The sequence below is a fragment of the Thermanaerothrix solaris genome, assembly GCF_032334255.1.
GTDB lineage: Bacteria > Chloroflexota > Anaerolineae > Anaerolineales > Anaerolineaceae > Thermanaerothrix > Thermanaerothrix solaris.
In genome coordinates, this window is the sequence record NZ_JAUHMF010000002.1 from 1 (window position 1) to 11,522 (window position 11,522).

Here is an 11,522-nt window from a genome sequence, read left to right on the forward strand (position 1 = left end):
GTGAGCGCAGGATGCCGGGCTATGTGGGGTTTGTGGTGGGGGGAGTGGCCTGGATATTCGTTTGAGGGTTGGTTTCAGCGACAGGGGCGTCAGGTGGTACGCAGGTTATGCCGCTTCTCTTTTCTGCAAAAGATTTTCCACTTTACGGATAGCCGCTTCTTCTATCGCGCTGGCTTCATCTTTTTTCTCAAAGGCCTGGACAACTCGCTCGCCGATCTCTCGTTGAATTTCCAATGGGGCATTGGGTATCCAGACTGCGCGCGTGTCTTCTTCGGTCAACTCATCAACAACGCCGCCGTAGATTTTCGCCGTCAACTGGTGCTGCCCATACGGCGTCATCAGGAAGGCGGCAATGTAGCCAGGATGACCTTGATGGTAATCAGGAACGATGCGCAGTAGATGCTGAGATGCCGCCCACTTGTCCATATATGATGAGACCAATCCAACACGCCCAATCGTGCCAGAGCAAGTAACCAACACCCATCCTTTATGGATAATCCAACGTTCCAAATTCGTCTGCTTTGTACGTGAGAGATACTTCAAATCATACGGACGCATTTGCGGCAAGTGAGAACCTTGCAGAAAAGGAACACCGTATTCTTTTGGTACATAGATGCGCTTGAAGCGCGGAGCGACAATAATATCATCCGCAATGCTCCCAAGTTGCACAGGTTCATAGAGGCCATCACGCAGAAGTTTAACCGCTGTTCTCGCAATTGGCACGTGGAACGAAGCATCAAAGCGGTCTGCCAATTCAGAAGCCCTGATGCTAAACGCCTTTGGATGCGGCATTTCGGGACGATTGGTGGGCAGGCACGGCGCGGAGGGCGCGGGCAAATATGGCACAAGGCTTTCGTCGAAAACGGGTAGCCCTAACTTCTCGTGCAATAGCCGGTCGGCTTCATCGAGCAATTCATTGGCTTCATCGCGCAGGGCATACGCCCGCATAATCTCGGCGTGAATTTCCGCCTGGATCTCTTCTGGCGGCAGCGGCACGGGGACGTTTGCCAGATGGTGGGGTTCAAGATGCTTGATTGCCGAACCGTACTGGTCTTTCGAGATCAGGACTTGTCCAATCCAAGATGAAAGGTAAGCATACAAATAACCTACAGGCACACCTTTGGCTTGTACTCGAATAGCATCATCTGTAATAGCGAATTTTCCAAGTCGCTTTCCAACGATGACGCACCTTCCAACTGTCCCGGAGCGGGTTACAAGTATCCAACCGTTTTGCACCTTACAAATATCAACCGCACTTGTATTATTGGCTAGATATTCTGTGCTCGTTGGTCGAAACTGGAGCATTTCAGACGCTGTGAGAAAAGGTGTCCCATCCGTTGGGCTTTTGGCGTAGATTCGCTTAAATCTACCCGGATACCAAATTGGCGCGGTAACTTTCTCTAATACTTGAACTTCAAAACCGCAATCGTTCACTGCTCGAAATGCAGCGTTGGCTTCAGCGGTGTAGTAGCCGCCATCCAGTCTGTTTTCTCCCTGGTACAACCAATGGGCGGGGATGGTAGCAAGGGGAATGGAAACCCACCAGCCTGATTCAATGAATTGCTGGCGGCGTTCTTCGCGGGTGATGATAGGCGCAGTATTCATTTCAACCATTGAGCCATCTCATTCGTTCTGGTTTGGAAACCCACTCGGTAAAGTAACGCACCACTTCAGGCAGTTGGTCAAACTTTTCACGCACTTTTTGCTGGCGGCGTTCGGTCACCAGTTGCCCGCTTGGATTGCGCCGCGTGATCGTGACCGTATCTTCGTACTCAATCAGTTCGCCTTCGGGAGTTCGCAGGTAGAGAATCTCGCCTCGCCGGTCGTGTCCAACGGCTTCGGGGGTGGCCATAAAGATTTCGTAATCAAGTGGTTTGCCCGCCTGCCGCTCGATGCGCATTTCTTCATCGGTTTTCTTTTGCAGGAGCAAAACGCTGGTCTGTGTGCCCGTGTACGGCTCGAAGGTGACTTGCGGTAAATCCACGCTGGCGATGACCCGTGCCCGCTTGAGAATCCAACGGCGGATGAACGCCAGCCCAGGGTTAGAGAGAATGCTATCGGGCAAGACAATTGCCAGCCGTCCGCCTGGCTTCAGAAGTTGCAAACAACGCTCGATGAATAATTGCTCCGGCGGCATCGAAGCGCGGCGCGCCCCGTTCTCCATCTCAAAGGTGGACAACTCGAACTGTGCCAGGATGTGGGGATCGTCAATCGGTATCTTGGAGCCAAACGGCGGATTGGTAAGAATAATATCGAAACTGCCCAATTTAATGTGTTTAGTGATTTCACCCGTCCACTCACCAGGCGGCAAAAGCGAGTTGGCATGATACACGTTGGTCGAGCCGTCGCCGTGCATCACAAGGTTCATTTGCGCCGCCCGCACTAACACAGGATTGAAGTCTATACCCGAAAGATACTGATTGGCGGTTTCTCGCAGTAGTCTTATGGTTTCTTCCAGCGCCTTGCTCTCGTTCTTCCATTTGGCGCGTTGGACGGATTCCAAATACTCACGCCATATATTCATTACCGAAACGAGAAAGCCGCCCGTACCACAGGCAGGGTCAAGGATGCGGAGTTTCAGCCATTTATCGCGCGGATAAGTAGCCAGTGTCATTCGCGCCGCCATCTCGCAAACGTTACGCGGCGTAAAGAATTCACCCCTATCGCCGCGCAGGTTGCTCCCTACAAGTTGTTCATAAGCCGCGCCCTTGACATCTGCAAGCGTTTGCAGGAGCGAGTAACGTTGAAGTTCGCCGACAACGTATGCCAGAACTCGATTGTCCAAGCGAATCTGTTCATCCTTGGCAAAGATGTATGGATAGCGAGTTTTTACCTCTTCAAACAGTTGGTCAATCGTCTGTTTCAGCCGCCTTTGCCCGATTTCGGAACGGCGCTCATCGTTGCTGATGAAGAAACGCATTTCGCCTGTGGAGGTATCTTCATCATAAACCTTGCAGAAAATCAATTTGAGCAATTCTTGAAATGCGGGTTCTTTCTGTAACCCCTGGTTACCGTAAATGTAGTTGTGACAGCGTTTGAAGATGGCAATCAGTTCTTCGTGGGCAGGGACCAGTTCAGAAAACGTGATAGGCTGAGGGGCTTCATACCCGAAACGTGGGATGTCGGTTGCTTCGGCAAAATAAACTTCACCCGCATCAGAAACAAGCCGCTCCCAAACTTGGAGTTCTGAGCCAATCCACATTCCAAAGCGGGCATTGGGACAGGCGGCAAGATAAGATTTCAGTTGTTCAACGCCGTTATCTCGGTCGGTGGGGCGAACTTCTTCCCGTTTGCACTCGACGATAATCTTGATGTTTTCTTGTTTGTGGTCGGTGCGAGGCGGGAAAATGGCAATGTCCACCCGCTTCTTACTGCTGCCGAGGTTGACGGTAAACTCGATTTCAATGTCTGCCTTGTTGTAGCCGTAGTCTTCCAACAGGCTGCGCGCTATGCGCTGGCGAACGTGTTCTTCAGGCGTATCAGGGCGAAGTTTGCCAGTTACAACACATTGCAGTTTTCCAGGAGGGATCAGTGTAATTGCTTCTTCTGCCATTGTTCATCCTTATTCTCTGTGCTGTACTGATGTGCTATTAACCGGCTTATCGGTTGGTTTCGGCGGAAGTGGCTTATTTAGCGTCCTTGACGCTTTTCTAACCAGCGCTGCAGAGAAGCGGCGCTTTCGCCGGAGGGAATACCCAGCAGGAGATGTTCAATGCTGATGTCCTCGTCCAGGTCTGGCCAGTGAATGCCTTCTCCATCCCCGATCAGGCGAAAATTCCGGCGCTCTTCCGGCTTGCCGTGGAGCAGGCGTGGAAAAAATGCCAGTGGAACGGACAGCGTTCGTCTATCTTGCAATTCCACAACAAGGGCGTTGTCCTCAACACGCACTTGTTGGGCATAAGGTGCGCGAAAGAAACGATAAGGCCCGATTTGCATCACAATTGGCGTCATCATTCTTGATTATATGCCATAAAACCCGCAATACAAGGCGTGTTGTATTGCGTAAATCGCCCAAAAACGCACGAAAACTGCGCGTTTTCAGCCCCGTAAGGGGCAAAAAACACGCAATACAACTGTGGTATTAAAACTGGAATTTCAAGTCTCTGAGCATATCAACCGTGTTCACCCAACTAACACCTATTCGCTCACAAACATTGGGTATCTTAATTTTCTTGCCTCCTACCTTACCGTTTGAATTAAGTTCTTCTTTTCTTATCCTTTCTTCTGTAACGACAATAAGCTGATGGGCTTTAGCGTATGCGATGACAATTGGATCGGCGCAACCAAGGAAACCTTCTGCAAGGTGATCCTCATAAACGCCCATCACCAGATTAGCAATATTTCTCAACTCTGACCAGGTTTTTTCGTCTGGCAAGAGAAATAATTCATCATGGTATTGTTTTGCCCATCTGACTAAATCATCTTCCTCCTTGTGATTCACAATCTCGTTGAAGACTGGCTGGATACTACAGAGGAGTTTCTTCTGACTCCACTGTATAAGAGCATTCCAAAAAGAAGGAGCGATATCAAAAGCGTACCACCCCTTACTTGGCTCAATGAAAGCATTGGTGTCCAGGCAATACTTCATAACCGCCCTTGTTTGTATCTTGCGAATGCCTTTTCAAGGGTTGCGATGTTTGTGTTCAACAATCGCGCCGATTCAAGATAAAGCGCTCTTCCCTGTTGTAGCGCAGAAAAAATCTCACTGACCAAGGTTTTGCTGTTGCGCGCCTGCCATGTAGCAAAGAAGTTTCCCCCGCCTTTTTTTTGATCGTTGACACGCTGAAGATTTCTAAAGGCTTCCTGGTAAGTTGCTCGAAAAGTCGGTTCATCGAGTGCGTCTAATTCGTAAGCGCGCAAGAGAATGACCAGAGGGCTGACCCTAAATTCCTCGGCAAACTGCTGAGCGGAGTTGAGAACAGCCGGAATAGATTGGTCATGGAGATCCCACTTCTTCAGGAAAACCTGCTTTGGGACAAGCAGTTCTGCTGCAATCCGATTACAAAACCGTTCAATTTCCGGTAGATGTATAGGATTTTCGACAGTGAAGGGGTTGGAAATTCCCTCTTCTCCAATCCAGAGGTGAGCCAACTCGTGGGCCAGGGTAAAGATTTGTCCGGCGATGCTGTCCTGGGCATTGATGAATACTAGGGGAGCATATTCGTCTCGCAAATTGAAACCGCGAAACTCCTCCAAATTCAACGGGCGATGATTATCGGACAGCACAACACCATTGCGAATAACCACGATGCCTGTTTTCTCTGCGTGTTCCACTAATCTGCGTAAATGCTCTTGCCAGTTTTTTAGCCGGTAAGCAGTGGGGGATGGAAGGTTTAATGTAGAACGAATATTCTCGGCAATTAACTCGGGTGGGTCTTCGAGGGAAAATTTTCCTACGAAATCCAGAGGGGCAACAGATTCCTCAATCCGCCATTCACGCAACCAGGCTTGTTTGCGCCTGGCATCGTTTAATACGGCTTCAAGATCAGGGCTAAAGCGTCCTGGTCTGGAGTGAGGTAGCGAGCGGAAATCAGGAATAGCAGAAACCGTTTGTGGTGGTTGAGATAGGAACAAATACCCTAAAGGGACATGGAGAGTTTTGCTCAGTTTCTCAAGTTGACGAAAAGTAGGAGCCGATTCACCACTCTCCCAACTTTGAATGACTTCCGGCTTAACCCCTATTTTTTGAGCTGTATTGGCGTAATCCAGCCCCACACGTTCCCGCGCCCATTTCAACATAGTTGGGGTGATCTTGACTCGAGACGATAGGGAAGTGACTTCAGAGGAACCCATATTTTTATTATACATTGCCCCTAAAAACACGCAATACAACTGAACGGCTTGCACCGGCGGTTTGATTCTGGTATGCTACGGGCAGACGTGCACCGCAAGCCCTGCCCCGGGGAGGTGTGCGTTTTGCTTTAATTCAATCTTTACACGAGGAGGTGCAAAATGACACTTACGGATCGCTTGACACTGATGTATCTGCGGCTGCGCAACCGCACCGCCGAACTGGACGAGAAGGCGCTGCTGATCGCCCTGTTCGTGCTCGCGGCTGTCGTGGGCTTGTCCCCACTGGGACAGGCCATCGCCGCCAAGTTCCAGCAGATGGCGGCGCAATTAGGCAGTTAAGGGGACGGAGATGTTCCGACGGCTGTGCCGCAGGACGGCCGAACTGGACGAAGCAGCGCTGGCCCTGCCCGTCCTGCTCCTGGTCAGCCTGGCGCTGGTGAACCTGGCGCTTTTGGGCTTTGCGGCGGTGAACGCCGGGAATGCCGCCGAATACGGGGCGCGGATGGGCAGCGTAGCCCTGGCGAACCAGCCCGGAGAGGCCTACTCGGCCGCGCTCACGAAAGTCAACGCCGTGCGGGTCGGCAGTTACACGGTGAGCGTGAGCGGCGGCGGACGTCCGGGGGCACGCATCGAGGTGGCGGTGACCTACCGCGTGCCGAACTACTTCGGCGGACTGGCAAGCCTGTTCGGAGTGAGCACGCCGTCCCAATTCCAGGGGACGGCGCGGGCGTACTTCCGTCAGGAGGGCTGGTGATGCGTTTTCACAAGCCTGAGCGAGGGTCAAGCCTGGCCTGGGCAGCGGTGTTCCTGGCGGTGGTGGTGGTTCCGCTGATGCTGCTGGTGGGCGACGGGACGCGGCTGTGGTACGTGCGCACGCGGCTTGCTCAGGCGGCCGATGCCGCGTGTGCGGACGTCTCGTGGAGCGTGGGCGACCGGCTGACCTGGCAGCGGTTGCGGGACGACCGCTACCTGGCGAACTGGTATCTGGTGGGGCGGGCGCAGAACACCTTCTACCAGATGCTGGCGGAGAGGACGGCGGTTGAGTATGTGCCGTCGTTGGCGCTCAACCTGGACTGGGACAACGCGCGGGTGCAGTGTCGGGCGCAAGCGCGGGTGCGGCTGACGATGATCCCGAATCAGGAGGTGACCGTCCGAGCCACGATAGGCGCCAGGATGCGCTTTGCCACACCCTGACGTCAGACCGTTCCCCGGGGCAGTCTGACGTCACTGGGGCGTCGGATGCTCACACTCCCGACGTGGAGGTGAGCGATGACGAAGGCGCTGGCAGGCGCGATGTGGGCGCTGCTGGTTCGGGTGGCGCTCACGGTGATCGTGGGACGGTTGATTGTCGAGGCGCTGATGGGCTACTATGCGGGCATTACCCGCACCCTGATGCGGTTGCTGCAGTGACCGGCAAGGGAGGGTCGGCGCTCACTGGGGGCGCACCCCTCGACCACGACCGTATCGGCAGGAGGTGCAATGGAGATTGACGTGAGTGAGATCAAGAAGGGTAACCTGATTCTGGTCGGAATCGGGCTGGCGCTTTTGCTGGGGCTGATGTTCCTCGGACGGGCGTTCACGCCCGAGGGCAACCGCCTGCTGACGTGGCAGGAATGGCAGGTGCGCAAACTCCGGCAAGCCTATCGCGCCGAACGGCTGGCACTGTTGGAGGACACCAATCGCTTGGCGGAACTGCTGGAAAGCGGTGTGCCCGATCCGGCGCGGGCGCAGGTCGTGGTGCAGGGCGTACGCCGTGACCTGGCGGAGGGAAAGGTGGAAACGCTGGCGGATGAGCGGCAGCGGGTGGCGGACGCGGCGCAGGCGGTGCTGGATTGGGCGAGCGGGATCGGTGATTACAACGCCGCGGTGGAGGCGGTGCAGCGGGCGCTGGAGGCGCTGGGCAATGGTGGATGACTTGCGGTTGCGCATGCTGGATGATTTGCTCGCGGCCGAGCGCAATTTTCGCGACCTGGCGGAGCGCAAGGTACGGGCGCTGACGGGGGTGCTGACCGAACTGGCGTACCGCCTGGCAGGGGAGAAGCTGGAGCAGATGCGGCAGTTGGACCCGTCCGCGCCGAGCAGTTGGAAGCCGGAGGAGTGGCGCAGTTTCTTCCTCTCGATCTCGCTTACTTCGCAGGGGGAAGGCTGGGGCAAGGCCAACGGCAGCGGACAGGCGGCGGAGATTGCCGCTTTGCAGGCGAAGATCGCCGCGCTGGAGCGGGAACTGGCGCGGGTGCGGGAAAGGGGGTATGAGGTGCCGCCGGTAGAGCGGGTGGCGCAGGTGAACCCGCTGCTGGTATCCGCCGGGGAAGGACGGCTGGCGGGCTTCACGCTGCCGAAAATCCCCAAAGCCTGGGAGCACCGCTGGCAGGTGCGGGCGGAGATGAGCAAGGCGGATGCCGAACTGCACCTGAAGCGGCGAGGGATGGTGCTGAAGTGCCTGGCAGAGGGCTTGAGCGTGCAGGTGGAAATCGGGCGGTATGTGGGCGATGCCACCGGAGCGCAGTACCGCAGCGGGGCGATCCGCAGGGTGTTCGAGGCGCTGGAGGAGAGCGGGCTGATCGTGCGCCAAACGCTCACCCTGCAGGTGACGGGCAGCCTGCCGACGCGCCTGGCGGTGGCGCGGCTGAGCGAGGAAGGGAAGCGGTTTTGCCGGGCGCTGGGCTGGCCGGTGGTGGAAAGCGATTGGGAGCGCCTGATCCGCTTGCATGAAGGCGAGAAGCAGGAGGGGCACACCCTGGCGGTGCTGCTGTTCGCGTCCGCTGCGCGGCTGCGAGGCTGGACGGTGGAGGTGCTGCCCGAGGTGAACGGGAATGCCCGCCCTGACCTGGTAATCACCAGGGGAGAGCAGCGCTTGTATGTCGAGGTGGAGACCGGTACGCGCCTGCATGAGGGAAACGCCAAATGGCGCATGAATGCGGAACTGAACGGCGGGCGGGTGGCACTGGTGGCGCGCAACGTGGAAGAGCGCGGGGTGCTGGTGGCGGACTGCCGTCATGCGGCAGAACACGGACACGCCACGGATGTGGAGACGCTGATCGCGGGCAGGCTGGTCGCGGTGAGCGAGGGTGATCCGCTGTGGGCGGAAGAGTGGTGAGTTGCATGAAGCGAAAAGTTTGTTATAATCTGGTTAGCAGATTAGGGACGACCACAAGTCTCCCCAATGCGCTGGCTACCCGCCAGAGCCTGCCCTGTCCGCTTGAGGGCGTGATCAAAGGCTCTGGCGTATTTTGTTTTCGGCCCGGCAGAGTGCCGGAATGCGGTGCAAGTCCGCACGGGTCAACTCCGCACGGTGGCCACAAGCCCTGTGAGGACGTGGAACGTTAACAACGGGTGACGCGGGCGCTCCGCTTTGGGATCCCCGCCTGCGGTGAGGGGGGACGGCGGACGGGGATCCCAAAGACAGGAGGTGAACCGTGAATCCCCAAATGGCGTTTGCGCTTGCGGCGCTGTTGCTGGTCGTCACGCCGATACTGTTCCTGGGCGGCTTGCTGGCGCTCAAGGTGCTGCTCATCCTGGCACTGAGCCGGGATAACGAAGAGCGCAAAGCGGCGCTGGTGAGCGTGCTGGCTGGGGCGCTGAAGCGCAAATGATCGTTCCACGAGATGGGCTACCCGCTCATCTCTCTCTTCACTCCGCACAGTGCCCTGTGCGGGTGCAAATCCCGCAGGAGTGACCTGCCCGCAAGGGCGCAGCACCTTAACAAGGTTATATCGCTCGCCTGCACTCGTTCTCTTTCGGGCAGCCGCACCTGCCCGCCGATCCATACCCCATGGGTCGGCGGTGCGGCGCCGACCCGAAGGAGGATAACTATGGGCACTTGGTTCTGCCGCGTCTGTGGCAAATGGCATCGCCACGCGGTCATGGCGAGACGCGAGGATACCGGGCAGGACGAGGATATGTGCGTCAAGCAGTGGCAAAAACGCTGCCCGCACGAGTATCCCAAAACCGTGCAATCGGGAAACAGCGTGTTCACCTATTGCCCGTATTGCTTCAAAGTCCTCTCGCGCAAGCGTCTCCGCTAATCCTTTCCAACCCTGCCACTCCAGGGAGATCACACAAATCTCCCTGGCGGGGTGGCGCCAGGGAGAGAAAGGAGAATGACCATGAACGGCGAAATAGCCAAGCGATTACTCAAAGCCGCTCGGGGCGCTGAAACCGGCGACATCCGCTTGCGGGATCGCTTCACGGTGCGCCACAACGGTCAACCGGTCACGATTTTTGAAGTCTGGTCGTGCCAGACCAACCGGCGCAATCCGCGCACCTACCAGGTCGTCCATCTTCCAAAAGGCTGGCGCTGCACCTGCCCGGACTTCGAGAAACACGGGGAAAAATTCCCGTGCAAGCACATTCTATATGTGCAGGCGCTGGGGGAGGTGTGACATGCCCAGGATTGTGCTGACCGCGGACGAGGTGTATTGCGACCTGTGTAACAAACATGTACCGCTGAATCCGGCGCCGATGGTCGGCAGTTATGTTCTGTGTCTCGACTGTCTGGAAAAGGTCGAACCGGGCTGGCGGAAGCAGATCACTCCATTGCTGGAGACGATCTGGCGAGATCAAATGGCGAGCATGGCGAGCGAGTAACACCCCGGCAGGGCCACAAGCCCTGCCCAACCGCAAACTCCACCCTGCAGAGAGCCTTTGGGCGGTGCAAGTCCGCCGGGGTGATGTCCCGCAAGGGGTAGCACATTAACAATCGCATAGGCGGAACGGACATGATCACCTCAGGCCGCACGGTTCCTCTCCGTCCATGACCGCGGTCATGGGTGGAAGGGAGCCGTGTGGTCTCCCCCTGACGCCGCAGGGCAAACACCCATTGCCCCCGGCGGCGGACGGGGGCACGAAACCATTCGTGGAGGTGGATCATGTTCAAAGACCTTTTGGCACAATTAGCCGTCCCATTCCACAGCGGACTGGTGGAATGGAAACCGCAGGCGATCAGTGCGGACAAGCAACGCGCCCTGGCCGCGGCGTATGTGGATATGCGCGAGTATGAGGATCGTCTGGATCAGGTATATCCGGAGTGGGAATCCTCGGCGCAGTTCCTGCTGACGGGCGACAAGGTGGCGGCAGTTGTATCGCTGACGCTGGACGGTGTGACGCGGGTGAACGTGGGTGAGTCCAAACTGAGCGATGAAAACGCCTTCACCAGCGCTTTTGCGCAGGCATTCAAACGCGTCTGTTCCGACTTTGGTCTCGGGCGCTATCTCTATCGCTTGCCCCAAGAGTGGTGCACGTATGACGAGAAGCGTCGAGCGATCATCAACCCACCCGAGTTACCGGTGTGGGCATGTCACCCTGACGAGATCGCCGTCGAGACTCAGGTTACCGCGCCCGCCAAGCCTGCCGATGAGACGCTGGCCGAAAACCTGCGCAAACTGGGCTTTGAGCCTGAGCCAGCGGAAGCCGAAACTGAGCAGGCGGGAGCCGCCGCAGCCGAGCCGGGGTCAACGGTCGTCCACTTTGGACGATACAACGGCAAGAGCCTAGCGGAGATCTGGGCGTTGGGCAAGGAAGGTCAGGGCTGGGTGCGCTGGTGTGCATCGTTGGACGGCAAAGGGTTCAACACCAAGAACGACACGAAGAACGTCCATTTGCAGCGCATGGCGCGGGCGTTCCTCAGCCTGCAATCCGCCTATGCGGGCTAGTCCCTGCGGGAATAGAGCCGGGCTTACCCAGCCCGGCTCGCTTTTTATTTTATGTAGTGTCAACAGGGGAAAGTAAGA

Annotated in this window: 15 protein-coding genes; 9 read left to right on the top strand and 6 right to left on the bottom strand. The window is 56.6% G+C overall.

Features of this window, described 5'->3' with window-relative positions; translation table 11 throughout:
- Positions 1–105 precede the first annotated feature (105 nt).
- The 5 genes from QYE77_RS08280 to QYE77_RS08300 form a co-directional block, all read right to left on the bottom strand.
- A complete protein-coding gene (locus QYE77_RS08280) occupies positions 106–1,614 on the bottom strand; it encodes a restriction endonuclease subunit S (protein WP_315624922.1) in 1,509 nt (502 codons plus the stop codon).
- On the bottom strand, positions 1,607–3,553 hold the full coding sequence (locus QYE77_RS08285) for an N-6 DNA methylase (protein WP_315624923.1): 1,947 nt from the start codon (positions 3,551–3,553) through the stop codon (positions 1,607–1,609). Before QYE77_RS08285 ends, QYE77_RS08280 begins: the two co-directional genes overlap by 8 nt.
- A 77-nt stretch (positions 3,554–3,630) precedes the next feature.
- Positions 3,631–3,954 carry a DUF2442 domain-containing protein gene (locus tag QYE77_RS08290; RefSeq protein WP_315624924.1) on the bottom strand — a complete coding sequence of 108 codons (324 nt, stop codon included), beginning with the start codon at positions 3,952–3,954 and terminating at the stop codon, positions 3,631–3,633.
- Positions 3,955–4,081: 127 nt separating this feature from the next.
- On the bottom strand, positions 4,082–4,588 hold the full coding sequence (locus QYE77_RS08295; protein WP_315624925.1) for a DUF4411 family protein: 507 nt from the start codon (positions 4,586–4,588) through the stop codon (positions 4,082–4,084).
- Positions 4,585–5,793, bottom strand: coding sequence for an XRE family transcriptional regulator (locus QYE77_RS08300; protein ID WP_315624926.1), 1,209 nt, complete (start codon positions 5,791–5,793; stop codon positions 4,585–4,587). Before QYE77_RS08300 ends, QYE77_RS08295 begins: the two co-directional genes overlap by 4 nt.
- A 159-nt stretch (positions 5,794–5,952) precedes the next feature.
- On the opposite strand from QYE77_RS08300, the gene QYE77_RS08305 reads away from it, so the two are divergent.
- From QYE77_RS08305 to QYE77_RS08330, 6 genes are all read left to right on the top strand, one after another.
- Positions 5,953–6,132: a hypothetical protein gene (locus QYE77_RS08305; protein ID WP_315623052.1), complete on the top strand. Its 180-nt coding sequence runs from the start codon at positions 5,953–5,955 to the stop codon at positions 6,130–6,132.
- A 10-nt stretch (positions 6,133–6,142) separates the two neighbouring features.
- A complete protein-coding gene (locus QYE77_RS08310; RefSeq protein ID WP_315624927.1) occupies positions 6,143–6,547 on the top strand; it encodes a hypothetical protein in 405 nt (134 codons plus the stop codon).
- A complete protein-coding gene (locus tag QYE77_RS08315) occupies positions 6,547–6,987 on the top strand; it encodes a pilus assembly protein TadG-related protein (RefSeq protein WP_315624928.1) in 441 nt (146 codons plus the stop codon). The genes QYE77_RS08310 and QYE77_RS08315 overlap by 1 nt, the downstream gene beginning before the upstream one ends.
- Before the next feature lie 75 nt (positions 6,988–7,062).
- Positions 7,063–7,203, top strand: a complete 141-nt coding sequence (locus QYE77_RS08320; RefSeq protein ID WP_315624929.1) for a hypothetical protein — start codon at positions 7,063–7,065, stop codon at positions 7,201–7,203.
- Positions 7,204–7,272: 69 nt separating this feature from the next.
- On the top strand, positions 7,273–7,707 hold the full coding sequence (locus QYE77_RS08325; protein ID WP_315624930.1) for a hypothetical protein: 435 nt from the start codon (positions 7,273–7,275) through the stop codon (positions 7,705–7,707).
- Entirely contained in the window at positions 7,697–8,890 is a 1,194-nt protein-coding gene (locus tag QYE77_RS08330) for a hypothetical protein (RefSeq protein WP_315624931.1), read from the top strand. The genes QYE77_RS08325 and QYE77_RS08330 overlap by 11 nt, the downstream gene beginning before the upstream one ends.
- Before the next feature lie 226 nt (positions 8,891–9,116).
- Here the strand turns inward: QYE77_RS08330 and QYE77_RS08335 are convergent, their stop codons facing one another.
- The gene (locus QYE77_RS08335) at positions 9,117–9,851 is read right to left on the bottom strand and encodes a hypothetical protein (protein ID WP_315624932.1); all 735 of its coding nucleotides are present in this window, start codon (positions 9,849–9,851) and stop codon (positions 9,117–9,119) included.
- 48 nt (positions 9,852–9,899) lie between these two features.
- On the opposite strand from QYE77_RS08335, the gene QYE77_RS08340 reads away from it, so the two are divergent.
- The 3 genes from QYE77_RS08340 to QYE77_RS08350 all read left to right on the top strand — a co-directional run bounded on the left by QYE77_RS08340 (position 9,900) and on the right by QYE77_RS08350 (position 11,444).
- On the top strand, positions 9,900–10,175 hold the full coding sequence (locus QYE77_RS08340) for an SWIM zinc finger family protein (RefSeq protein ID WP_315623068.1): 276 nt from the start codon (positions 9,900–9,902) through the stop codon (positions 10,173–10,175).
- A 1-nt stretch (position 10,176) separates the two neighbouring features.
- Entirely contained in the window at positions 10,177–10,380 is a 204-nt protein-coding gene (locus QYE77_RS08345; RefSeq protein WP_315624933.1) for a hypothetical protein, read from the top strand.
- A gap of 281 nt (positions 10,381–10,661) precedes the next feature.
- Positions 10,662–11,444 carry a Rad52/Rad22 family DNA repair protein gene (locus QYE77_RS08350; protein WP_315624934.1) on the top strand — a complete coding sequence of 261 codons (783 nt, stop codon included), beginning with the start codon at positions 10,662–10,664 and terminating at the stop codon, positions 11,442–11,444.
- Positions 11,445–11,522: the final 78 nt, after the last annotated feature.

Bases quoted from the DNA above. Each gene is read 5' to 3' on its own strand.
- QYE77_RS08280 (WP_315624922.1), bottom strand. From the start codon at position 1,614: ATGGTTGAAATGAATACTGCGCCTATCATCACCCGCGAAGAACGCCGC.
- QYE77_RS08285 (WP_315624923.1), bottom strand. From the start codon at position 3,553: ATGGCAGAAGAAGCAATTACACTGATCCCTCCTGGAAAACTGCAATGT.
- QYE77_RS08290 (WP_315624924.1), bottom strand. From the start codon at position 3,954: ATGATGACGCCAATTGTGATGCAAATCGGGCCTTATCGTTTCTTTCGC.
- QYE77_RS08295 (WP_315624925.1), bottom strand. From the start codon at position 4,588: ATGAAGTATTGCCTGGACACCAATGCTTTCATTGAGCCAAGTAAGGGG.
- QYE77_RS08300 (WP_315624926.1), bottom strand. From the start codon at position 5,793: ATGGGTTCCTCTGAAGTCACTTCCCTATCGTCTCGAGTCAAGATCACC.
- QYE77_RS08305 (WP_315623052.1), top strand. From the start codon at position 5,953: ATGACACTTACGGATCGCTTGACACTGATGTATCTGCGGCTGCGCAAC.
- QYE77_RS08310 (WP_315624927.1), top strand. From the start codon at position 6,143: ATGTTCCGACGGCTGTGCCGCAGGACGGCCGAACTGGACGAAGCAGCG.
- QYE77_RS08315 (WP_315624928.1), top strand. From the start codon at position 6,547: ATGCGTTTTCACAAGCCTGAGCGAGGGTCAAGCCTGGCCTGGGCAGCG.
- QYE77_RS08320 (WP_315624929.1), top strand. From the start codon at position 7,063: ATGACGAAGGCGCTGGCAGGCGCGATGTGGGCGCTGCTGGTTCGGGTG.
- QYE77_RS08325 (WP_315624930.1), top strand. From the start codon at position 7,273: ATGGAGATTGACGTGAGTGAGATCAAGAAGGGTAACCTGATTCTGGTC.
- QYE77_RS08330 (WP_315624931.1), top strand. From the start codon at position 7,697: ATGGTGGATGACTTGCGGTTGCGCATGCTGGATGATTTGCTCGCGGCC.
- QYE77_RS08340 (WP_315623068.1), top strand. From the start codon at position 9,900: ATGAACGGCGAAATAGCCAAGCGATTACTCAAAGCCGCTCGGGGCGCT.
- QYE77_RS08345 (WP_315624933.1), top strand. From the start codon at position 10,177: ATGCCCAGGATTGTGCTGACCGCGGACGAGGTGTATTGCGACCTGTGT.
- QYE77_RS08350 (WP_315624934.1), top strand. From the start codon at position 10,662: ATGTTCAAAGACCTTTTGGCACAATTAGCCGTCCCATTCCACAGCGGA.